This is a genomic window from Mesorhizobium japonicum MAFF 303099, from assembly GCF_000009625.1.
GTDB lineage: Bacteria > Pseudomonadota > Alphaproteobacteria > Rhizobiales > Rhizobiaceae > Mesorhizobium > Mesorhizobium japonicum.
In genome coordinates, this window is sequence record NC_002678.2 from 1336970 (window position 1) to 1358416 (window position 21447).

Sequence of the window (21447 nt, forward strand, 5' to 3'; positions counted from 1 at the left end):
TCACCGCCCTGACGATCCCCTACCGCGTCAGCCGCTTGTGCGTCATGCGATGCGGGGCCGCCGCCTCGGCGCCCAGGCGCCGCAGCTTGTCCTTCTCATATTCCTCGAAATTGCCTTCGAACCATTCGACATGCGCGTCGCCTTCGAAGGCGAGCATGTGGGTCGCCATGCGGTCGAGGAACATGCGATCGTGGCTGATGATGACGGCGCAGCCGGCATAGGCTTCGAGCGCGTCTTCCAGCGCTCCCAGCGTTTCGGTGTCGAGGTCGTTGGTCGGTTCGTCGAGCAGCAGGACATTGCCGCCGTTCTTCAGCATCTTGGCCAGATGGACGCGGTTGCGCTGACCGCCGGAGAGGTTGCCGACCTTCTGCTGCTGGTCGCCGCCACGGAAGTTGAAGGACGAGCAATAGGCGCGGCTGTTGATCTCGTGCTTGCCGAGCTTGATGATTTCAGCGCCGCCGGAGATTTCTTCCCACACGGTCTTGTTGCCATCCAGTGCGTCGCGGCTCTGGTCGACATAGCCGAGCTTGACCGTCTCGCCGATGCGCACGGTGCCCGCATCCGGCTTTTCCTGGCCGGTGAAGGTCTTGAACAGCGTCGTCTTGCCGGCGCCGTTCGGACCGATGACGCCGACGATGCCGCCCGGCGGCAGCCGGAACGACAGGTTCTCGATCAAAAGCTCGTCGCCAAAACCCTTGTTGAGGCCTTCGACTTCGATGACCACATTGCCGAGACGCTCGCTCGAGGGAATAACGATCTGCGTATCGGTCGGCTTGCGGTTCTGCGACTGCTCGACAAGTTCCTCATAGGCCTTGATACGCGCCTTCGACTTGGTCTGGCGCGCCTTCGGCGAGGACTGTATCCATTCGCGCTCGCGCCAGATCGACTTCTGACGAGCGTCGTCCTCGCGGCCTTCCTGGATCAGGCGCTTGGCCTTGGCGTCGAGATATCTGGTGTAGTTGCCCTCATAGGGAATGCCGCGGCCACGGTCGAGCTCGAGGATCCAGCCGGTGACATTGTCGAGGAAGTAGCGGTCGTGGGTGATGATCAGCACCGAGCCGGGATAGTCGCGCAGGTGCTTTTCCAGCCACGCCGTGGTCTCGGCGTCGAGATGGTTGGTCGGTTCGTCGAGCAGCAACAGGTCGGGCTGTTCCAGAAGCAGCCGGCAGAGCGCGACGCGGCGACGCTCGCCGCCCGACAGGTTGGTCACTTCGGAATCGGCCGGCGGACACTGCAGCGCGTCCATCGCCATCTCGACCTGCTGGTCGAGATCCCAAAGGTTGAGCCGGTCCATCTCGTCCTGCAGCTTGGCGGACTCGTCGGCCGTCTCGTCGGAATAGTTCATCATCAGCTCGTTGTAGCGCTCGATGATGGCGGTCTTCCTGCCGACGCCGTCCATGACGTTTTCACGCACGGTCTTTGAGTTGTCGAGCTGCGGCTCCTGCGCCAGGTAACCCACGGTCGCGCCCTCGGCCAGCCACGCCTCGCCCTGAAACTCCTTGTCGAGCCCGGCCATGATGCGCAGGATGGTCGACTTACCCGAGCCGTTAGGCCCGAGAATGCCGATCTTGGCGTCCGGATAGAAGGACAGATGAACATTATCGAGCACCTTCTTGGTGCCATAGGCCTTCGACAGGCCGGACATGTGATAGATGAACTGGCGTGCCACGCGCGCTTTCCCTGAAAAACTGACTGGATTTGCCGATTTGAATGGAGGTTGGCCGCTATGTAGGCGATGCAGCGGCGAACGGCAATCGCTTTTGCCAGATCAAGCCGAACACACGGACAAGTGTGTGCTTCCCGCCGAAGTTTTCCGCCGGTCACCAGGCGCGTTGAAATCTCCGGTTAACCCTTCAGCGTCAAAACAGGATGGGGGTGGAATCGCTGGCTGGCCGCGATTCCTGTAGAGAAAGCGGATCGACGGCAGTGCTGAACAGTTTCCTGCTCCTCGCCGAGGCGGTCGTTTACTTCAGCGTCATGGTGACGCTTTTCCGCTTCCGCAAGCGTATTGGCCTCGGCGTCTTCGTCTGCGCGCTCGGCGTCATGCATTTCCTGGAAACCTATCTCGCCAGCGTCTTCTATGTCGCCTTGCCGTTCGGCTTGGTTTCGCCGGGCTCGGCGGTGCTGTTTTCCGGCAAGCTGGTCATGCTGCTCCTGCTCTACATCAAGGAGGACGCCGCCACCGTGCGCCAGCCCATCTATGGCCTGCTGCTCGGCAATGCACTGATGATCGGGCTGGTGCTGCTCTTGCGCCTGCACGTCATCGCGCCGCTCCCCGACGGCAAGCTGCCCGACATCGGCTTCATCGACGAGATGGGCTGGCTGATGGTGTGGGGCACGACGCTCTTGGTCATCGACGCCATCCTGATCATCCTCCTCTATGAAAGACTGGGGCGCACCCTGCGCAAGGCGCAATTCGCGCGCATCCTGATTTGCGTCGCCTGCGTGCTGACCTTCGACCAGGCGGGCTTCTTCACTGCACTGCATTTCGTCGCCGGCGCGCCGATCGCGGTCTTCTTCGGCGGCTGGTTTGCCAAGATGGCGGCGGCGCTGGCCTTCAGCGGCATGCTCGTGGCCTACCTCAGATGGTTCGAGGCCCGCGACATCGCGCTGCCGCGTGGGCTGACCGACATTTTCGAAACGCTGACCTATCGCGAGCGCTATGAGGCGCTGGTCGAGCATGCCGGCCGCGACGGCCTGACCGGCCTGCTGCACCGCGGCCGCTTCGACGCCGACGGTGAAGCCGCCGTCGAGGTCAGCCTGCGCACGGCGAGGCCCCTCAGCCTGCTGATCATCGATGTCGACCATTTCAAGTCGATCAACGACCGTTTCGGCCATGCCGAAGGCGACAAGGTGCTGAAAGGGGTAGCAAGCCTGCTTAGCGAAGTGGCGAGCGCCGGGGACCAGGTGTTCCGCATCGGCGGCGAGGAATTCGCCATCCTCAGTTCGCGCCCGCATCCGGTCGCCAGGCTGTTTGGCGAAAGCATCCGCCACGCCGTCAAGGCATCGGCGGTGGCCAGCCGTTTCGAGCTGACCGTCAGCGCCGGCGTTTCAACCGTCAGCGAAACGACGCGCTGTCTTGCCGATCTGTTCGCCCTCGCCGACCAGCGCCTCTACAAGGCGAAGTCGACCGGACGCGACCGCGTCGTCGGCGAGCCGGCCGGCCATGAGCCGGACGCCGCCATCGCCTGGACCAGGTCGGCGCAGTTCTGATCTAGGATTTTCTCTGTCGCGCAATGCCGGTCAGCAGTGTCCTTACTGGAACCCGATCGCGTCGACGGTGCCTATCGGGCAACCGGCCTTGTTGGTCGGCACCGAGGCGAGCAGCAGGTCCTTGAGCGAAGCGTTCGGGCCGATCGGGCCGGCAAGGCCGAGCGTGAGTTCGCCGATCAGCCGCCGGCCGTTCGACGGATCGATGACGCAGGACACCCGCACGCGATCCCCTGCCCCGGCGCCGAAGGCGGTGTCGAAGGCGCCACGGATCTGGTCCGCGGTCAGCTTGCCGCCAATGGTCTTGGCGAAGAGATCGCGGACCGGCGAGGCGTTGACCTGTCGCATCAGGCCGAGCGCATCGGAGAAGTATTCCTGCTGGCTCTTGCCGTAGCAGGTGCCGTGCTTGATCCATTCATGCCGTTCCAACTGGGAGGCCGTGCCCGGCATCACCTGATCAAGCTCCTTGCGGGTACCGGCGTCCAGATTGACCGGCGGCAGGTCCTTCCAGTGAGCCGGATTGTCGTTGGCCTTGTCGCTTGCCGCCACCTGGCAATAGAAATTGCCGTTCGGCTGCGGCCACAAGCCATGCAAGGTGAAGTTGGTGGCGTCGAACTCGCTCGGGTTCTGCGCCCTGCATTCGGTCTTGCTCGACTTGGTCTCGCAAAAAGCCGGCTGCCAGCTCAGCGCGAAGACATATTCGGGTTTTCCCGAGGCGGCAGGCTTGCCTTGTCCGCCAGGTGCCGCCGGCACCGTCGCCGCACTGCTGCCCGAGAGATGGCCGCAAGTGACCTTCACCCAGCGGCGCTCCGGATCGGCGCGGGGCACCAGGATCAGATAATGCGTCGGCGCGTCCTTGTTGCCGGCAAGCAGCTGGTAGCTCTGCCCGGCCTCGGTCGAGACATTGCCTGGGTTCTTGCCGTTCTTGATGGCCTGCGTTGCCGGACAGGCAGCGTCGGCCACGAAGGTGCCGCTCATCTTGACCTCGGCACGCGCAGCATTGGCCAGCGACACCGCCAGCATGGCCAATCCGAAAACGACACCAATGCGCATGAGAAATCCCCGGCTGAGAAGTGGGCGACAGACTGAAGCTGTCTCCATGTCAGAATTGCGTTATTTTGCGGGTCGAACGCAAGAAACATCGTCGCGCAAAAGCAATTGCTGTGGATTGACGCAAAACCGGCGCCGGCGCAAGAAAAGCCAACAACGATAAAATGAGGGAGAGAGCGGGCGGCCATGCCTTTCAATCAACAACGCATGGTCCGTTCACCGACCGGCGCCGATCTCAATCTCCTCGTCAGCCAGGCTGAAGACGAACCACGCGCGGTCGTCCAGATCAACCACGGCCTGGCCGAGCACGCCGCGCGCTATGCCCGCTTTGCCGATTTTCTCTCCGCGCGCGGCTTCCACGTCTATGTCCATGACCATCGCGGTCACGGCGCGACCAAGGCGCCTGACGCACCGCTCGGCAAATTCGCCGACGAGGATGGCCCGGCCAAGGTGATCGCCGATGTCGACGCCATCCATGATCTCATCGCCAGCGAATGCCCAGGCCTGCCGGTCATCCTCTTCGGTCATTCGATGGGCGCGTCGGTGGCGCTGAACTACCTTTTGGGCCACTCGCCGCGCATCCATGCCGCCGCGATCTGGAACGGCAATTTTTCGCAAGGGCGGCTTGGGCAGGTGGCGCTCGGCATCCTCGCGTGGGAACGGATGCGGCTGGGCTCCGACGTCCCGTCCCGCTTGTTGCCGAAACTCACCTTTCAGGCCTGGGGCAAGGCGGTGCCCAACCACCGCACGCTGTTCGACTGGCTGTCGCGCGACGAGGCCGAGGTTGCGAAATACATCGCCGACCCGCTGTGCGGCTGGGATGCATCCGTGTCGATGTGGCGCGACGTTGTCTCGATGGCAATCAACGGCGGCAAGGATGCCACCTTCGCCGGCGTCCGGCGCGACCTTCCCGTCGCCGTCGTCGGCGGCGAGAAAGATCCCGCCTCGGACTATGGCAAGGGCATCATCCACCTTGCCAATCGCATGCGTGGGATGGGCTTTTCGAATCTCGTTTCAAAGGTTTACGCCGACACCCGCCACGAAAGCCTGAACGAGCTGAACCGCGATATCATCATGAACGATTTCGCCACCTGGGCCGACAGCGTGCTGAAATAGCGACCTGAATCCTTTTCGAACCGGCCCGTTGGCCTATTGCAAGGGCCGTGACAGCCGATGCCGGGCTTGATAGAGGCTCTGCTTTCGCGGCAATCATGGTGATTGCGGCAATCACGGTGATTTATGGCCGAACCACCCCTGAAAGGCGTCCGCGTCGTCGAACTCGCCCGCATCCTTGCCGGGCCATGGGCCGGGCAATTGCTTGCCGATCTCGGCGCCGACGTCATCAAGGTCGAAAGTCCCGAGGGCGGCGACGACACCCGCAAATGGGGCCCGCCCTTCGTCATGAGCCATGACGGCGAGAACCTGTCGGCCGCTTATTACCATTCCTGCAACCGCGGCAAGCGCTCCATCGCCATCGATTTCTCGACGCCGGAGGGTGCGGAGACCGTGCGCCGGCTGGTCGCCACGTCGGATGTGCTGATCGAGAACTTCAAGCTCGGCGGCCTGAAGAAATACGGGCTCGACTATGACAGCCTGCGCAAGATCAACCCGCGCCTTGTCTATTGCTCGATCACCGGCTTCGGCCAGGACGGGCCGTATGCGCCGCGCGCCGGCTACGACTTCATCATCCAGGCCATGGCCGGTATGATGTCGATCACCGGCGAAGTCGGCCGCGAGCCGCAAAAGGCCGGCGTCGCCATCTCGGACATCTTCACCGGGCTCTATTCCGTCATCGCCATACAGGCCGCGTTGCGCCATGCCGACCGGACTGGCGAAGGCCAGCATATCGACATGGCGCTGTTTGACACGCAGATCTCGGCGCTCGGCAACCAGAACCTCAACTACCTCGTCTCCGGCAAGTCGCCGGTGCAGATGGGCAATGCGCATATGAACATCGCGCCTTACGAGGTGGTGCCGGTTCGGGACGGCCACATCATCCTGGCGGTCGGCAATGACGGCCAGTTCGCCAAATTCTGTGCCGCAGTCGGGTTGGATGAACTGTCGACCAATCGCGACTTTGCCACCAATCCAGCCCGGGTCGCGAACCGGGTGAAGCTGCGCGAACGCATCGTCGAGGCGCTGAGCACGCTCGATCGCGACCCGCTGCTGGCAAAGCTGGAAGCGGCAAGTGTGCCGGCGAGCCCGATCAACACGATCGGCCAGATGTTTGCCGACCCGCAGACGATTGCGCGCGGCATGCGGCTCGACCTCGACGACGGCCATGGCAATCTTCTGCCTTCGGTGCGCGCGCCGATGGTGATGTCGGGCACGCCGCTGGTCTACGAGCGCCCCTCGCCGCGCCTGGGCGAACACACCGACGAAATCCTTGCCGAACTGGAGAGATCAGCGACATGAAGACCGGTGGACAACTGATCGTCGATGCGCTGGAAGCGAACGGCACCGACCGCATCTTCTGCGTGCCGGGCGAATCCTATCTGGCGGTGCTCGACGCGCTGCACGATTCATCGATCCGCACCATCGTCTGCCGCCAGGAGGGGGGTGCCGCGATGATGGCCGACTGCCAGGGGCGGCTGACCGGCAAGCCCGGCATCTGCTTCGTCACCCGCGGCCCCGGCGCCACCAACGCATCCGCCGGCATCCACATCGCCATGCAGGATTCGGTGCCGCTCATCCTGTTCATCGGCCAGGTCGCCAGCCACGCCAAGGAGCGCGAGGCGTTCCAGGAGGTGGATTACAAGAGGTTCTTCGGCGACATCGCCAAATGGGTGGTCGAGATCGACGACGCCTCGCGCATCCCCGAATTCGTCACCCGCGCCTTCGCGGTGGCAACGTCGGGCCGGCCTGGTCCAGTCGTCATCTCGCTGCCCGAAGACATGCTGACCAGCGAGGTCGAGGCTCCGGAAGCGCTTCCCCATACTCCGGTCGAGACCTATCCCGGCGGGGCCGAACTCGATGCGCTGGAAATGCTGCTCAACGGCGCCAAGCGACCATTCGTCATCCTGGGCGGCACACGCTGGAATGAGGAAGCCGTCGCGCGCATGCGCACCATATCGGAGACATGGTCGCTTCCCGTCGGCTGCTCTTTCCGCCGCCAGATGCTGTTCGACCATCTTCACGCGAACTACGCAGGCGACGTCGGAATCGGCATCAACCCCAAGCTGGCGGCGCAGGTCAAGGCGGCCGACGTCGTGCTGTTGATCGGCGGGCGCATGGGCGAGATGCCCTCTTCCGACTACACGCTGCTGAAAAGCCCCTACCCCGACCAGACGCTGGTGCATGTCCACGCCGACGCCGGCGAACTCGGCCGCGTCTACCGGCCGACGCTGGCGATCAACGCCTCGCCCGCCGCCTTCGTCGAGGCCTTTGCCAAGCGCAAGCCGGCCCGAACGCCATCCTGGGCAGGCGAGACGGCGAAAGCGCACAGCGCCTATCTCGAATGGTCGACGCCACCGCAGACGGGTCCGGGCGACGTGCAGATGGGCCCGATCATGACATATCTGGAACAGGAACTGCCCCACGACGCCATCTTCGCCAACGGCGCCGGCAATTACGCCACCTGGGTGCATCGTTTCCACCGCTTCCGCCGTTTCGGCACGCAGGCGGCGCCGACCTCCGGCTCGATGGGCTACGGCACCCCGGCGGCGGTCGCCGCCAAGGCGCTTCATCCGGATCGCACCGTGATCGCCTTTGCCGGCGACGGCTGCTTCCTGATGAATGGCCAGGAGTTCGCCACCGCCGTGCAATATGACCTGCCGATCATCGTGATCGTCGTCAACAACGGCATTTACGGCACCATCCGCATGCACCAGGAACGCGAATATCCCGGCCGCGTCGTCGCCACCGATCTCAGGAATCCCGATTTCGCGTCGCTGGCACGCGCCTATGGCGGCCATGGCGAGACGGTCGAGAAGACGGCCGACTTCGCGCCGGCCTTCGAGCGAGCGCGGGCCAGCGGCAAGCCGGCCATCGTCGAAATCAGGCTCGATCCCGAAGCGATCACGCCGACCCGCACGATGACCCAGATCCGCGACAAGGCGTGATCCAAACAAAAGGGGCGGCAGCCCGCCCCTTTTGTCCAAGCGGTTCCGCTATTTCGCCGCCTCGATCTGGCCGCGGATCTCGCCATCCTTGTTGGCGGCGGTGTGAACATTGACATAATAGTTGCCGGCGGCCAGGTCGGCGGCCTGCGCGTCCGTCAGCGTTGCCGAGCCCTTGATCGGGCTCTTGAGCTTGCCTTTGAACGGGATGACGGGAGCGGCATTCGCACCCATCGCCGCCGGGCCGTGAATATGCGCTGCCGTCGCCGGTCCGCTGAGGCCGGAATATTTGACGTCCCAGCTGAGCTTTTTCTTGGTGGTGTCGAAGGTGAGCGTGGCGGTGCCTTTGCCCTTGGTGGTGACGGGCGGGTTCTGCTGGCCGCCATCGAGCGTTGCCTTGTACTTCACCACCTCGGCCATTGCTGGCGAAGCGAGCAGAAAGGCGGTCGATACGGCCAGGGCCGAAAGCACCGGCAGGAAAGAATATGTGCGCATGAAGAACCTCCGATTGAATGTCGCACACGTCGCTGCTCCCCCGGCGCGCGCATGCCTCAACTGCAACGGCTGGGAGACGCAATGTTTCCCTGAACACGGATTTGTGAAGAAAGGGCGATCGCTCGCCCCTTCCGGCGTCCCGAGAGAGCCGTCAGACCGCCGCCAGCGCCTGCGTCAGGTCGGCGATCAGATCGTCCGGATGCTCGACACCGATCGACAGCCTGACCGTGGTCTCCAGGACGCCGATGCGCTGGCGCACGTCGAAGGGAATGCCGGAATGGGTCATGGCCGCCGGATGGCTGGCGAGCGACTCGGTGCCGCCGAGACTTACCGCCAGCTTGAAGATCTGCAGGGCGTTGAGAAACGCGAAAGCCGCCTTCTCTCCGCCTTTGATGTCGAAGGAGAAGGTCGAGCCGGCGCCGCTGCATTGCCTCACATAGGCGCGCCCCGCCGGCGTATCCTCGCCCAGGAACGGCAGATAGTGCACCTTCTCGACCTTGGCATGATCGCGCAGGAATTCCGCGACCAGGCGCGCATTGTCGTTGGCCCGCTCCATGCGGATTGACAGCGTCTCCAGCGAACGGCCGAGCATCCAGCAGGAATGCGGGTCGAGCTGCGTGCCGATCGCGCCGCGCAGCGCTTTGATCGGCTTGGTGACCGCCTTGCTGCCCATGGCCGCGCCCGCGATCAGGTCGGAGTGGCCGCCGACATATTTGGTCAGCGAATAGACGGAGACATCGGCGCCATGTTCGATCGGCCGCTGGAACACCGGGCCGAGCAGCGTGTTGTCGCAGACGATGATCGGTGCTGACCCTTGGCTCGCACCAATCTCGTCGGCGATCATCCGCATCAGCGCGATATCGACCAGGCTGTTGGTCGGATTGGACGGCGTCTCGATCAGGATGACCGAAACGCGCCCCTTCGCCACCGCGGCATCGGCGGCTGCGCGCACCGCCTTCTCGTCGACACCATCGGCGAAGCCGACAGCGCCGATGCCGAAGCCCGACAGCGTGCGTGTCAGCAGCGTCTCGGTGCCGCCATAGAGCGGTTGCGAATGCAGTATGACGTCGCCCGGACGGGCATAGGCGAGCAGTGTCGTGGCGATCGCCGACATGCCGGATGAAAACAGGATGCAGGCATCCGTGCCCTCATAGATCGCCAGCCGGTCCTCGACGATCTCGCTGTTGGGATGGTTGAACCGTGAATAGACGAGACCCGACGCCGTGCCGCTCGGCGGTTCCTTGCGGCCGGACGTGTAGTCGAAGAAATCGCGCCCCTCTTCTGCCGATTTGAACACGAAGGTCGAGGTCAGGAACACCGGCGGCTTGACCGCGCCTTCCGAAAGCTGCGGATCGAAGCCATAGCTCAGCATCAGCGTCTCCGGATGGAGCTTATGGTTGCCGATATGGGTTTTCGACGGGCGTGGCGCGGTCATGGCTTTTCCTGCTTTCGAGGGATGTCGTGCCGCAATTTATGCGATCTAGATCGGCCAGTCCTTGCTATTTTCGGCCGCGCATGGCTGCTTGCCGGCAAGAAATTGCCTGGAGTGATAGAAAGTGCAGCAGAAGATAGCCGACGATTTCGACCTGAGGATTCTGCGCGAATTGCGTGATGACGCCCGCATCACCAACAACGAGCTCGCCGAGCGCATCGGCCTGTCGCCGTCGCCTTGTCTCAGGCGCGTGCGGCGGCTGGAGGAGACGGGCGTCATCAGGGGTTACACCACGCTGGTCGATCCCGCCGCCTTCGGCTGGAGCATGGTCGCCATCGCCACCATCCGGCTCAGCCGGCAGAACGAGGACGAGATCGTCATGTTCGAGGAGGCGATCCGCGGCTGGGACGAGGTGCTGGAATGCCATCTCGTCACCGGTTCGCGCGATTATGTGCTGAAGGTGGTGACTGGCAACCTCGAACAATACGAGCGCTTCATCAAGGAAAAGATCGCGCGGCTGAAATGCGTCGCCTCGATCGAGACCAGCTTCGTCATGAACACCATAAAGGAACGGCGCCTCTGACATTTGGCCAGGGGCGCCGCTCCATCTTGTCGGTTGAGCATGATCTTTTGCGGATCACGCTCGCGCAGGTTTACTTAATCGCCTTGTCGGTGATCGCGGTGGTGTAGGCGCCTTTCGGCTCCTTGGTGATGATCTTCTGGTCGAGCAGCGCCTTGGCGGTGCGCTCATAGGTCGCCGGGTCGAGTTTGCCGTCGGCATTGTCGATCAGCTTGGCGACTTCGCTCATCATGCGCTTCTGGTGGTTCTCGTCCTGGCCGCCGCCATCCATGACGATGCCTGCCGCTTCGTCATTGTTGTCGACGGCGTATTTCCAGCCCTTCATCGAGGCGCGCACGAAACGCACCATCTTGTCGGCAAAGGCCGGATCCTTGAGCTTGTCTTCGGACGCATAGAGCCCGTCCTCGAGCAGGTCGTTGCCCATCGCCGAGTAGTTGAACACGGTGAGCTGTTCCGGCTTGTAGCCGGCGTCGATCAGCTGCCAGTACTCGTTGTATGTCATGACCGAGATGCAATCGGCCTGCTTCTGGATCAGCGGCTGCACGTCAAAACTCTGCTTGAGCACGGTGACGCCGTCCTTGCCGCCATCGGTCTTCAGGCCAAGCTTGTTCATCCAGGCGTAGAACGGATATTCGTTGCCGAAGAACCAGACGCCGAGCGTGTGGCCCTTGAAGTCGGCTTCTGTCTTGATCGGGCCGTCCTTCGGGCAGACCAGTTCCATGCCGGCCTTCTTGAACGGCTGGGCGATGTTGACCAGCGGCACGCCCTTTTCGCGCGCGGCGAGCGCGCCGCCCATCCAGTCGACGATGACATCGGCGCCGCCGCCGGCGATCACCTGCTCGGGCGCGATGTCGGGGCCGCCAGGCTTGATGTCGACGTCGAGGCCTTCTGCTTCATAGAAACCCTTGGCCTTGGCGACATAGTAGCCGGCAAACTGGGCCTGCGTGACCCATTTCAGCTGCAACGTCACCTTGTCGGCGGCCATTGCCTGGAAAGCGGCCAGCGACATCGCGCCGGCCAGAACGGGAATAATCAGTTTTTTCATTCTTTTACCCTCTGAAGTTAGTGTCCTAAACCCACCGCCCCTATCCACCACGGACAGAGGGATGCCAAAACGTGACGGCTCTTTCGACAAGAGCGACCACGCCATAAAAGACCGAACCCGCAAGTGCTGCAACTGCGATTTCGGCCCAGACCATGTCGATGTTCATCCGCCCGACTTCGGTCGAGATGCGGAAGCCCATGCCGACGACGGGCGTGCCGAAGAACTCGGCGACGATGGCGCCGATCAGCGCCAGCGTCGAGTTGATCTTCAGCGCGTTGAAGATGAAGGGGGCGGCTGCCGGCAGCCTGAGCTTGATCAGCGTCGGCCAGTAGCCCGACGCATAGGTTCGCATCAGGTCGCGCTCCATATGGCCTGAAGCGGCGAGCCCGGCGACCGTGTTCACCAGCATCGGGAAGAAGGTCATGATGATGACGACCGCCGCCTTGGACTGCCAGTCGAAGCCGAACCACATGACCATGATGGGCGCCACGCCGATGATCGGCAGTGCCGAGACCATGTTGCCGATCGGCAAGAGCCCGCGCCGCAGGAACGGCACGCGGTCGGCGAGGATCGCGGTGATGAAGCCCGCACCGCTGCCGACGACATAGCCGAAGATCACCGCCTTGAAGATGGTCTGCCGGACATCGGCGCCAAGCACTGGCAACGAACCGGCGATGCGCGCTCCGATGGCGCTTGGCGGCGGCAACAGGATGAAGGGGATGCCGGCGCCACGCGTCACCGCTTCCCAGATGATCAGGATCCAGGCGCCGAAGATGGCCGGGATGATCAGGCGCAGGGCGTTGCGGGCCGAGCCCGCCATCGGGCGAAGCCCTGACAGCACCGCAACGCAGCGCCAGCCAAGCAGCCAGGCGGCCGCGAGCAGCAGGAAGTACGGCGCCAAGGCCGTGCCTTCGAACCCCGCAATGCCCGAGATCAGCAGCCAGGCAACGAGATGAGCGCCGACGAACAGCACGACGGCCTCTGCAAGCAACGGAATCCTGATCATCGAGATCAGCGCCGCCACGATCGCCAGGCCGAACATCAAGCCCTTGGTTCCGAGATAGGGATAGTTGATGCTGACGGTCGGGTCCGCAAGCGCTGCCGCTTCCGGCTTCGACATCGCGCCGAGCGCGATAGCGATCACGCACAACACGATCGCAAGCACCGCTTGCCAGGAGGGTTTCAGCCAGTTCATGCCGGCCTCCCGCCCATGGCGCGGTCGACGATGCGCCCGGCAATGCCGACCACCATGACCAGCAGTGCCGCCACGATCGAACCGGCGACCAGCGCCGACCAGATGTCGATGGACTGGCTGTAATAGGCGCCGGCGAGGAGCTTGGCGCCGATGCCGGCGACAGCACCTGTCGGCAGTTCGCCGACGATGGCGCCGACCAGGCTCGCCGCTACCGCCACCTTCATCGAGGTGAACAGGAACGGCACCGAGGCCGGCACGCGCAGCTTCCAGAAGGTCTGCGAGGCGCTGGCATTGTAGGTGTGCATCAGGTCGAGATGCATGATCTCGGGCGAGCGCAGCCCCTTCACCATACCGACGGTGACCGGAAAGAACGACAGATAGGTCGAGATCATCGCCTTCGGGATCAGCCCGGTGACGCCGATAGCCGCGAGCACCACGATGATCATCGGCGCCACCGCCAGGATCGGAATGGTCTGCGAGGCGATGATCCACGGCATCAGGCTGCGGTCGAGCGTTGCCACATGCACGATGCCGACGGCGATGATGATGCCGAGCGCCGTGCCGAAGGCGAAGCCGAGCAGCGTCGACGACAGTGTCACCCAGGCGTTGTAGACGAGGCTGCGGCTCGATGTGATGGGCCGCAGGAACGTGTTTTCGAAGAAGTTCACCGCCACCTGATGCGGCGCCGGCAGCGTCGGCTTCGGCTGCGCCAGCGTCTTGCCGATGAACTCGACAGCGCCGGGCGTTTGATTGGCCCGGCTGTCGAGATCACGCTGGAACGGCGCGTTGAGGATGACGGCAAAGACGTACCAGAGCACGACCACGCCGGCGAGGATCGAGGTTACGGGGACGAGCTTGGAACGGAAGGAGTCCATCAGGAGCGCTCCCCTTCTCCTCTCCCCGCCGGGGAGAGGGTGGCCGGAGCGAAGCGGAGGCCGAACGTGCTCGTTTTCGCTGACGCGACGTTCATTCTTTTCGTCATCCTAGGGCGGAGCGGCGCGAAGCGTCGCGCAGACCCTAGGATCCATTCCGTGACGTTGGTCGAAGGGCGCAAGCGGCTGAGAATGCCCGCCAAGCAGTGCGAGGCGCAAGGAGCCATGTTCAGCACCGTTGCGGAGCGCAGAGGTAACGGCATGGATCCTAGGGTCTGCGCCGCGTCGCTTCGCTCCTTGCTCCGCCCTAGGATGACGAACGCGTGGGGCGTTCTCTGGCGAGGCCGCTCAATCATCATAGCTGTGCCCTGCCCGCAGCCCATCGCGCACGCGCGCGGCGATCGCCAGGAACTCGGGCGTCTCGCGGATGTCGAGCGGCCGCTCCTTCGGCAGCGTCGATTCGATGATGTCGCTGACGCGGCCAGGGCGCGGCGACATGACGACGATGCGCGTCGACAGATACACGGCTTCCGGAATCGAGTGGGTGACGAAGCAGATCGTCTTGTTGGTGCGCGCCCACAGCTGCAGCAATTGCTCGTTGAGGTGGTCGCGAACGATCTCGTCCAGCGCGCCGAACGGCTCGTCCATTAAAAGCAGGTCGGCGTCGAAGGCCAGCGCTCGGGCGATCGAGGCGCGCTGCTGCATGCCGCCGGACAACTGCCAGGGGTATTTCTTCTCGAAGCCCGACAGGTTGACGAGATCGAGCGTGCGCTTGATGCGTTCCGCCTGCTCCGCCTTCGACAGCCCCATGATCTCCAGCGGCAGCCCGACATTGCGTTCGATGGTGCGCCACGGAAACAGCGCGGCGGCCTGGAAGACATAGCCATAGGCGCGCTTCTCGCGCGCCTGTTCGGGCGTCATGCCGTTGACCGAGATCGTGCCCGATGTCGGCTTCTCCAGATCGGCGATGACGCGCAGCAGCGTGGTCTTGCCGCAGCCCGACGGTCCGATGAAGGAGACGAATTCCCCCTTGCCGATGGTCAGGTCGACATTGGACAGCGCCTGGACGGGGCCGTCATTGGTCTGGAAGGTGAGGCCAAGTTTGCTTGCCGCGACGACGGCTGGCGAAATCCCTGTCATCGGCCGTTGCCTGCCTGTTCCCGCCAACGGGGCGCCGGCCGGAATCCGATTGCTTTTATCGCGATGTTGTTTTCCACTCGCCCTGTCCCATTGGCCCTGTTCCACGCAAATCGACGCCCGGAGTTCCCCGATGTCGCCCAAACCCACTTGTCATCTTATCCGCCCTGAAAGCACTTATGAAGGCAAGCAGGGATTGACCTATTTCGCCGGCATCGCCACGGAGTCGGTCGGCTCCTCCGGCATCTGCATGCACGTGCTCACCATGCCGCCTGGCGCCCGCGCCAAAGCGCATCTGCACGAGAACCATGAAACGGCGATCTACGTGCTCTCCGGCGAGGTCCATACCTGGTATGGCGACCGGCTCGAACACCACATCGTCGTCAAGGCCGGCGACCTCTTCTACATTCCGGCCGGCGTGCCGCACCTGCCGGCCAATCTGAGCAGCGCCCCGTCCTCGGCCGTCATTGCCCGGACCGATCCCAACGAACAGGAGAGTGTCGTCCTGCTGCCGGAACTGGATGCGCTGGTCGCCTGAGGTCGACGGGATCGCCGTCATTTGCACCGCGAGACTTCCCCCATCACATTGCCGTCCGCATCGGCGATCGTCAGCTTCTTGGCGTTCTTGGCACTGCGCTTGATGGTGAAATTGGTCGGCGCCTGTCCCTCTTCGCCTTCCGCCTCACATGTCGCCGTGACCACCAGCGATCCGTCAGCCTGCGCTTGCGTCTTCGTGAACGTGCAGGCGCTGGCGGCGGTAATCAATTCCTTGTCGGTCAAAAGCAGCATCTGATCGGCGGCGACTTCCTGGCCGTTGCGGTTGATGCAGCCATATTTGTCGCCATAGGGTTTCGACAGATCAATGCTTGCCGCGGAAGCCTGTCCCGCCGCCAGCACAAGCGTCATCGCAACAGACAAACCGAAACCGCGCATGCTCATCCCCCAGATCCCAATGCTCACAACATCACGAACATGATTGCAGCGGCCCCAGTTCCTCAAGGCCGGGAATGGTGACGACGAAGCCATCCGCACCCTTGTTGGTGACCACGACTGTTTCAATCGTCGTTCCCGCCTCGCCTTCGGCGGAACAGGTCGAACGCAGCGATTGCGGGCCTGGCACAGGGGCCAATTGCTGCTCGAACCGGCAACCGCTGCCATAGGTCTCGATGCCTTCCGCGGTCAGCAGGATGTAGGCATCACTGTTCTGATAACCGGCCTTGATGCCGGCACAGCCGACATCATTGCCCCAGGAGCCTGCCAGCACGCCAGCCGCGGTCGCCGGGCCACCGGCAACTGCCGCCAAGACCATCGAGATGAGCGCGGCCGAACGCGCCAAGCTTAAACCCCCGTCGCCGGGATGCCGGTGCGTTCCACCTTGCGTGGCGCGGTGATCTCCTTCCACGTCGACAGCGCCCGGTTGACCGCGGCGTTCGGCTCGCGGCCGACGAACTGGCCGTGGCCGGGCTTTGTCTTCACCTCGGCCTCCTCGATCGACAATTCGCCGCGGGAGAAGACGAAGCGCGGCAGGCCGGTCACCTCGACGCCTTCGAAGACGTTGTAGTCGATGACCGACTGCTGCTTCTTCGAGGTGATGGTTTTCTTGCGCTTCGGATCCCAGACGATGATGTCGGCGTCGGCGCCTTCGACGATGGCGCCCTTCTTCGGATACATGTTGAGGATCTTGGCGATGTTGGTCGAGGTCACCGCGACGAACTCATTCATCGTCAGCCGCCCGGTGTTGACGCCCTTGGTCCACAGCACCGGCAGACGGTCCTCGAGGCCGCCTGTGCCGTTGGGGATCTTGGTGAAATCGCCGACGCCGAAGCGCTTCTGCTTGGTGGTGAAGGCGCAATGGTCGGTCGCCACCACCTGCAGCGACCCGGCCTGCAGGCCGGCCCACAGCGAATCCTGATGCAATTTGTTGCGGAAGGGCGGGCTCATCACGCGGCGCGCCGCATGGTCCCAATCCTTGTTGAAATACTCCGTCTCGTCGAGCGTCAGATGCTGGACCAGCGGTTCGCCGAACACGCGCATGCCTTTCTGGCGTGCCCGGCGGATCGCCTCGTGCGCCTGCTCGCAGGAGACATGCACGACATAGAGCGGCACGCCGGCCATGTCGGCGATCATGATGGCCCGATTTGTCGCCTCGCCTTCCACTTCCGGCGGCCGCGAATAGGCATGGCCCTCGGGACCGTTGTTGCCGGCGGCGAGCAGTTTCTGCGACAGGGCCGCGACCACGTCGCCATTCTCGGCATGCACCAGCGGCAGCGCGCCAAGGTCGGCGCAGCGCTGGAACGACGCATACATCTCGTCGTCGTCCACCATCAGCGCGCCTTTGTAGGCCATGAAGTGCTTGAACGAGGTGATGCCCTTGTCGACGACGGTCGCCATCTCGTCGAACACCTGCTTGCCCCACCAGGTGATGGCCATGTGGAAGGAATAGTCGCAGGCAGCCTTGGACGTCTTGTTGTCCCACATCTGCAGGGCCTCTAACAGCGATTGCTGCGGCGCCGGCAGGCAGAAATCGACCACCATCGTGGTGCCGCCGGCAAGGGCGGCCCGCGTGCCGGATTCGAAATCATCGGCCGAATAGGTGCCCATGAATGGCATTTCGAGATGGGTGTGCGGGTCGATGCCACCCGGCATGACATAACAGCCGGTGGCATCGAACTCGTGGTCGCCATGCAGATCCGAACCGATGGCAACGATCTTGCCGTGCTTGACCAGCACATCCGCCTTCCACGTTCGGTCGGCGGTGACGATGGTGCCGTTCTTGATGACTTTGGTCATTGTCTTGTTCCCTTGTTCTCTTCGCGCTTCTTTGCGAGCGGCGTTTGGAATCTAGATGGCTAAGTTCACTCTACGATGACGGCGGTCTCCACAACCGCGTGGAACAGCACGTCGGCGCCGGCCGAAGCCCATTCCTTGGTGATCTCCTCGGCCTCGTTGTGCGACAACCCGTCGACGCACGGGCACATCACCATGGCGGTCGGCGCGACGCGGTTGATCCAGCAGGCGTCGTGGCCCGCACCCGAGACGATGTTGCGGTGCGTATAGCCGAGGCGGTCCGCGGCATCGCGGATCGCCTTCACGCAGCCGGCATCGAAGGTGACCGGATCGAAATGGCCGACCTGCTCGACCTTGTACTGGATGTCGAGCGCCTCGCAGATCGTGTCGATGCCTTCGCGGACGCGCGCATCCATGGCGTCGAGCACTTCCTTCTCGGGCGAGCGGATGTCGATGGTGAAGACGGTGCGGCCGGCGATGATGTTGCGCGAATTGGGATAGGCTTCCATGTGCCCGACCGCGCCGACGGCATCCGGCTGGTAGTCCATAGCGATCTCGTGCACCAGTTCTATCACGCGGGCCATGCCGAGCCCGGCATTGCGGCGCTTGGGCATCGGCGTCGAGCCGGTATGGGCTTCCTTGCCGGTCAGCGTCACCTGCAGCCATTTCAGGCCCTGGCCATGGGTGACGACGCCGATGTCGATGTCCTCGTCCTCGAGGATTGGACCCTGCTCGATATGCAGTTCGAAGAAGGCGTGGATTTGGCGCGCGCCGACCTTCTCGGTGCCCTTCCAGCCGATGTGCTCCAGCTCCTCGCCGAATTTCTTGCCGTTCTTGTCCGTGTGCTCGTAGACGTCGGCCTGGTCGAGCACGCCGGCGAACACCCCCGACGCCATCATCGCCGGCGCGAAGCGCGCGCCTTCCTCGTTGGTCCAGTTGGTGACGACGATCGGATGTTTCGTCTTGATGCCGAGATCGTTGAGCGAGCGCACGATCTCCAGCCCGCCGAGAACGCCAAGCACGCCATCATATTTGCCGCCGGTCGGCTGGGTGTCGAGATGGCTGCCGACATAGACCGGCGGCAGGCTGGGGTCGGTACCTTCACGGCGGGCAAACATCGTGCCCATCTCGTCGACGCCCATTTCGAGCCCGGCGGCATCGCACCAGCGCTTGAACAGATGCCGGCCCTCGCCGTCCTCGTCGGTCACGGTCTGGCGATTGTTGCCGCCGGCAATGCCGGGGCCGATCTTCGCCATTTCCATTATCGAATCCCACAAACGGTCTGAATTGATTCGCAGATTCTCGCCGGGTGCGGCCATTCAAAATCCTTCCATTTCATTCAAAATCGGACGGCGGTTCCCAACGCCGCCCGATTTATAGACCAGGCTAGTCGATCGACCGCAGCACTTCACGCACATGGTCGATCAGTTCGTTGATCTGGCCCTTGGTGATGATCAGCGGCGGCGACAGCGCGATGATGTCGCCGGTGGTGCGGATCAGCGCGCCGCGCTCGAACGCCTTGACGAAGGCCGAGAAGGCCCGCTTGGTCGGGCTGCCGGCGATCGGCGCCAGTTCGATCGCGCCGATCAGGCCGATGTTCCTGATGTCGATGACATGCGGCTCGCCCTTCAGCGAATGCAACGCGTCCTCCCAATAGGGCGCCAGTTCCTCGCCACGGGTGAGCAGGCCCTCTTCCTTGTAGGTGTCGAGCGTGCCCAAGGCCGCGGCGCAGGCGATCGGATTGCCCGAATAGGTGTAGCCGTGGAAGAACTCGATCATGTGCTCGGGGCCGGTCATGAAGGCGTCGTGGATTTCCTTCTTCACGAACACCGCGCCCATCGGGATGACGCCGTTGGAGACGCCCTTGGCGGTGGTCATGATATCGGGAACCACACCGAAATAGTCGGCCGCGAACGGCGCGCCGAGACGGCCGAAACCGGTGATGACCTCGTCGAATATCAAAAGGATGCCGTGCTTGGTGCAGATTTCGCGCAGCTTCTGCAGATAGCCCTTGGGCGGCAGGATGACACCGGTGGAGCCGGCGACCGGCTCGACAATGACGGCGGCGATGGTCGAGGCGTCATGCAGGGCGACGATGCGCTCCAGTTCGTTGGCGAGCTCCGCGCCATATTCCGGCACGCCCTTCGAGAAAGCGTTCTTTTCCGGCAGATGCGTGTGCGGCATGTGGTCGACGCCGCCGAGCAGCGTGCCGAACATCTTGCGGTTGGAGACGATGCCGCCGACCGAGATGCCGCCGAAGTTGACGCCGTGATAGCCGCGCTCGCGGCCGATCAGGCGGGTGCGCGCGCCCTCGCCCTTCATGCGGTGATAGGCGATCGCCATTTTCAGCGCCGTCTCGACCGATTCCGAACCGGAATTGGTGAAGAAGACATGGTCCATGCCCTTGGGTGCGATGTCGACCAGGCGGTTGGCCAGCTCGAACACGATCGGGTGACCCATCTGGAAGGCCGGCGCGTAATCGAGTTCGGCGGCCTGGTGCTGGATCGCCTCGGTGATCTTCGGCCGGCAGTGGCCGGCGTTGACGCACCACAGACCGGCGGTGCCGTCCAGCACCTTGCGGCCATCGCTGGTGGTGTAATGCATGTCCTTGGCGGACACGAACATACGCGGCGCCTGTTTGAACTGCCGGTTTGCCGTGAACGGCATCCAGAATGCGCTGAGATCGTTCGGCGTGACTTTCAGCCGGTTGGACATGACCAAGACTTCCCCTTGTAACCTGTTTCGGTGCGTCCAACGCTTGGTCTTTGCGCCGTTTTCATGCTACGCAAATTTTTGACCGATTGGACAAACGTTAGCACCGCCCTGTCGGCGGTCAAGGGATTACTAGCGGAAATGCGGCTCCTGAAGTGCGTTCCACAGCCTAGGGAAAAACTGGTCCAGAGAATTGGTCCAGATGACCGCCAACATGAGGGTTCGCAACGGTGAACACCGGCACAGAAGCCCCTCGCCGCACGCGTATCCAGCAGGAAAAGCGCGAACTCATCCTGGAGGCGGCGCTCGAAGTGTTCTCCACCCATGGCTTCCGCGGCTCGACCATCGACCAGATCGCCGAAGCGGCCGGCATGTCGAAGCCCAACCTGCTCTATTACTTCCGCCGCAAGGAAGACATTCACGAGACATTGATGCAGCGCCTGCTCGACACCTGGCTGGCGCCGCTGCGCGAACTCGACGACATCGGCGATCCGATGACTGAGCTGCGCAGCTACATCAGGCGCAAGCTTGAAATGGCGCGCGATTTCCCGCGCGAGAGCCGGCTGTTCGCCAACGAAATCCTGCAGGGCGCGCCGCGCATCATGCCGCTGCTGGCGGGCGAGTTGAAAACGCTGGTCGATGAGAAAGCCGCCGTCATCAAGGGTTGGATGCGCGCCGGCAAGATCGCCAAGACCGATCCCTGGCACCTGATCTTCTCGATCTGGGCAACGACGCAGCACTACGCCGATTTCGACGTCCAGGTGCGCGCCGTGCTCGGGCCGAACCGCGGCGGCGACGGCCGCTTCGAGGACGCGGCAAGATTCTTGGAGCAATTGTTTCTTGAGGGGCTGAAGCCGAGGGGCTGACCCCCCGC

The 21447-nt window shown here is 63.4% G+C and carries 20 protein-coding genes; 7 read left to right on the forward strand and 13 right to left on the reverse strand.

Annotated features, from left to right (window positions below):
• Positions 1 to 19: 19 nt before the first annotated feature.
• A complete protein-coding gene (gene ettA / locus MAFF_RS07545) occupies positions 20 to 1669 on the reverse strand; it encodes an energy-dependent translational throttle protein EttA (RefSeq protein ID WP_010910295.1) in 1650 nt (549 codons plus the stop codon).
• Positions 1670 to 1926: 257 nt separating this feature from the next.
• Between ettA and MAFF_RS07550 the strand changes: the two genes are divergently transcribed.
• The gene (locus MAFF_RS07550) at positions 1927 to 3213 is read left to right on the forward strand and encodes a GGDEF domain-containing protein (RefSeq protein ID WP_157865935.1); all 1287 of its coding nucleotides are present in this window, start codon (positions 1927 to 1929) and stop codon (positions 3211 to 3213) included.
• Positions 3214 to 3255: 42 nt separating this feature from the next.
• Here MAFF_RS07550 and MAFF_RS07555 read toward each other — a convergent pair whose 3' ends face one another.
• On the reverse strand, positions 3256 to 4263 hold the full coding sequence (locus MAFF_RS07555) for a ribonuclease T2 family protein (protein ID WP_044548055.1): 1008 nt from the start codon (positions 4261 to 4263) through the stop codon (positions 3256 to 3258).
• Positions 4264 to 4446: 183 nt separating this feature from the next.
• On the opposite strand from MAFF_RS07555, the gene MAFF_RS07560 reads away from it, so the two are divergent.
• From MAFF_RS07560 to MAFF_RS07570, 3 genes are all read left to right on the forward strand, one after another.
• On the forward strand, positions 4447 to 5376 hold the full coding sequence (locus MAFF_RS07560; protein ID WP_010910299.1) for an alpha/beta fold hydrolase: 930 nt from the start codon (positions 4447 to 4449) through the stop codon (positions 5374 to 5376).
• A 123-nt stretch (positions 5377 to 5499) separates the two neighbouring features.
• Positions 5500 to 6675: a CaiB/BaiF CoA transferase family protein gene (locus MAFF_RS07565; RefSeq protein ID WP_010910300.1), complete on the forward strand. Its 1176-nt coding sequence runs from the start codon at positions 5500 to 5502 to the stop codon at positions 6673 to 6675.
• Entirely contained in the window at positions 6672 to 8321 is a 1650-nt protein-coding gene (locus MAFF_RS07570) for a thiamine pyrophosphate-binding protein (protein ID WP_010910301.1), read from the forward strand. The genes MAFF_RS07565 and MAFF_RS07570 overlap by 4 nt, the downstream gene beginning before the upstream one ends.
• 48 nt (positions 8322 to 8369) lie before the next feature.
• Here the strand turns inward: MAFF_RS07570 and MAFF_RS07575 are convergent, their stop codons facing one another.
• Positions 8370 to 8813: a CHRD domain-containing protein gene (locus MAFF_RS07575; protein WP_010910302.1), complete on the reverse strand. Its 444-nt coding sequence runs from the start codon at positions 8811 to 8813 to the stop codon at positions 8370 to 8372.
• A gap of 151 nt (positions 8814 to 8964) precedes the next feature.
• Positions 8965 to 10248: a cystathionine gamma-synthase family protein gene (locus MAFF_RS07580; protein ID WP_010910303.1), complete on the reverse strand. Its 1284-nt coding sequence runs from the start codon at positions 10246 to 10248 to the stop codon at positions 8965 to 8967.
• A 121-nt stretch (positions 10249 to 10369) separates the two neighbouring features.
• Here MAFF_RS07580 and MAFF_RS07585 point away from each other — a divergent pair, with 121 nt between their 5' ends.
• Positions 10370 to 10828 carry an Lrp/AsnC family transcriptional regulator gene (locus tag MAFF_RS07585; RefSeq protein ID WP_010910304.1) on the forward strand — a complete coding sequence of 153 codons (459 nt, stop codon included), beginning with the start codon at positions 10370 to 10372 and terminating at the stop codon, positions 10826 to 10828.
• Between the two features lie 70 nt (positions 10829 to 10898).
• Here MAFF_RS07585 and MAFF_RS07590 read toward each other — a convergent pair whose 3' ends face one another.
• From MAFF_RS07590 to MAFF_RS07610, 4 genes are all read right to left on the reverse strand, one after another.
• Positions 10899 to 11870: an ABC transporter substrate-binding protein gene (locus tag MAFF_RS07590; protein WP_010910305.1), complete on the reverse strand. Its 972-nt coding sequence runs from the start codon at positions 11868 to 11870 to the stop codon at positions 10899 to 10901.
• Positions 11871 to 11910: 40 nt separating this feature from the next.
• Complete coding sequence (locus MAFF_RS07595; RefSeq protein ID WP_032930852.1) at positions 11911 to 13065, reverse strand: ABC transporter permease; 1155 nt, start codon at positions 13063 to 13065, stop codon at positions 11911 to 11913.
• Entirely contained in the window at positions 13062 to 13940 is an 879-nt protein-coding gene (locus MAFF_RS07600; RefSeq protein WP_010910307.1) for an ABC transporter permease, read from the reverse strand. The genes MAFF_RS07595 and MAFF_RS07600 overlap by 4 nt, the downstream gene beginning before the upstream one ends.
• A 345-nt stretch (positions 13941 to 14285) precedes the next feature.
• Positions 14286 to 15077 carry an ABC transporter ATP-binding protein gene (locus MAFF_RS07610; RefSeq protein ID WP_010910308.1) on the reverse strand — a complete coding sequence of 264 codons (792 nt, stop codon included), beginning with the start codon at positions 15075 to 15077 and terminating at the stop codon, positions 14286 to 14288.
• Positions 15078 to 15207: 130 nt separating this feature from the next.
• Here MAFF_RS07610 and MAFF_RS07615 point away from each other — a divergent pair, with 130 nt between their 5' ends.
• On the forward strand, positions 15208 to 15612 hold the full coding sequence (locus MAFF_RS07615) for a cupin domain-containing protein (RefSeq protein ID WP_010910309.1): 405 nt from the start codon (positions 15208 to 15210) through the stop codon (positions 15610 to 15612).
• A gap of 17 nt (positions 15613 to 15629) precedes the next feature.
• Here the strand turns inward: MAFF_RS07615 and MAFF_RS07620 are convergent, their stop codons facing one another.
• The 5 genes from MAFF_RS07620 to MAFF_RS07640 all read right to left on the reverse strand — a co-directional run bounded on the left by MAFF_RS07620 (position 15630) and on the right by MAFF_RS07640 (position 20576).
• The gene (locus tag MAFF_RS07620) at positions 15630 to 16013 is read right to left on the reverse strand and encodes a hypothetical protein (RefSeq protein WP_244420735.1); all 384 of its coding nucleotides are present in this window, start codon (positions 16011 to 16013) and stop codon (positions 15630 to 15632) included.
• A gap of 25 nt (positions 16014 to 16038) precedes the next feature.
• Positions 16039 to 16410, reverse strand: a complete 372-nt coding sequence (locus tag MAFF_RS07625; RefSeq protein ID WP_044548065.1) for a hypothetical protein — start codon at positions 16408 to 16410, stop codon at positions 16039 to 16041.
• 2 nt (positions 16411 to 16412) lie between these two features.
• Positions 16413 to 17864, reverse strand: coding sequence for a dihydropyrimidinase (hydA, locus tag MAFF_RS07630; RefSeq protein WP_010910312.1), 1452 nt, complete (start codon positions 17862 to 17864; stop codon positions 16413 to 16415).
• A 65-nt stretch (positions 17865 to 17929) separates the two neighbouring features.
• Positions 17930 to 19180, reverse strand: coding sequence for a Zn-dependent hydrolase (locus MAFF_RS07635; RefSeq protein ID WP_010910313.1), 1251 nt, complete (start codon positions 19178 to 19180; stop codon positions 17930 to 17932).
• A 67-nt stretch (positions 19181 to 19247) separates the two neighbouring features.
• The gene (locus MAFF_RS07640; RefSeq protein WP_010910314.1) at positions 19248 to 20576 is read right to left on the reverse strand and encodes an aspartate aminotransferase family protein; all 1329 of its coding nucleotides are present in this window, start codon (positions 20574 to 20576) and stop codon (positions 19248 to 19250) included.
• A 227-nt stretch (positions 20577 to 20803) separates the two neighbouring features.
• On the opposite strand from MAFF_RS07640, the gene MAFF_RS07645 reads away from it, so the two are divergent.
• On the forward strand, positions 20804 to 21439 hold the full coding sequence (locus MAFF_RS07645; protein WP_010910315.1) for a TetR family transcriptional regulator C-terminal domain-containing protein: 636 nt from the start codon (positions 20804 to 20806) through the stop codon (positions 21437 to 21439).
• Positions 21440 to 21447 lie beyond the last annotated feature (8 nt).

Excerpts from the sequence above, each read along its gene's own strand:
- MAFF_RS07555 (WP_044548055.1), bottom strand. The coding sequence starts at position 4,263 with ATGCGCATTGGTGTCGTTTTCGGATTGGCCATGCTGGCGGTGTCGCTG.
- MAFF_RS07560 (WP_010910299.1), top strand. The coding sequence starts at position 4,447 with ATGCCTTTCAATCAACAACGCATGGTCCGTTCACCGACCGGCGCCGAT.
- MAFF_RS07565 (WP_010910300.1), top strand. The coding sequence starts at position 5,500 with ATGGCCGAACCACCCCTGAAAGGCGTCCGCGTCGTCGAACTCGCCCGC.
- MAFF_RS07570 (WP_010910301.1), top strand. The coding sequence starts at position 6,672 with ATGAAGACCGGTGGACAACTGATCGTCGATGCGCTGGAAGCGAACGGC.
- MAFF_RS07575 (WP_010910302.1), bottom strand. The coding sequence starts at position 8,813 with ATGCGCACATATTCTTTCCTGCCGGTGCTTTCGGCCCTGGCCGTATCG.
- MAFF_RS07580 (WP_010910303.1), bottom strand. The coding sequence starts at position 10,248 with ATGACCGCGCCACGCCCGTCGAAAACCCATATCGGCAACCATAAGCTC.
- MAFF_RS07590 (WP_010910305.1), bottom strand. The coding sequence starts at position 11,870 with ATGAAAAAACTGATTATTCCCGTTCTGGCCGGCGCGATGTCGCTGGCC.
- MAFF_RS07595 (WP_032930852.1), bottom strand. The coding sequence starts at position 13,065 with ATGAACTGGCTGAAACCCTCCTGGCAAGCGGTGCTTGCGATCGTGTTG.
- MAFF_RS07600 (WP_010910307.1), bottom strand. The coding sequence starts at position 13,940 with ATGGACTCCTTCCGTTCCAAGCTCGTCCCCGTAACCTCGATCCTCGCC.
- MAFF_RS07610 (WP_010910308.1), bottom strand. The coding sequence starts at position 15,077 with ATGACAGGGATTTCGCCAGCCGTCGTCGCGGCAAGCAAACTTGGCCTC.
- MAFF_RS07615 (WP_010910309.1), top strand. The coding sequence starts at position 15,208 with ATGTCGCCCAAACCCACTTGTCATCTTATCCGCCCTGAAAGCACTTAT.
- MAFF_RS07620 (WP_244420735.1), bottom strand. The coding sequence starts at position 16,013 with ATGAGCATGCGCGGTTTCGGTTTGTCTGTTGCGATGACGCTTGTGCTG.
- hydA (WP_010910312.1), bottom strand. The coding sequence starts at position 17,864 with ATGACCAAAGTCATCAAGAACGGCACCATCGTCACCGCCGACCGAACG.
- MAFF_RS07635 (WP_010910313.1), bottom strand. The coding sequence starts at position 19,180 with ATGGCCGCACCCGGCGAGAATCTGCGAATCAATTCAGACCGTTTGTGG.
- MAFF_RS07640 (WP_010910314.1), bottom strand. The coding sequence starts at position 20,576 with ATGTCCAACCGGCTGAAAGTCACGCCGAACGATCTCAGCGCATTCTGG.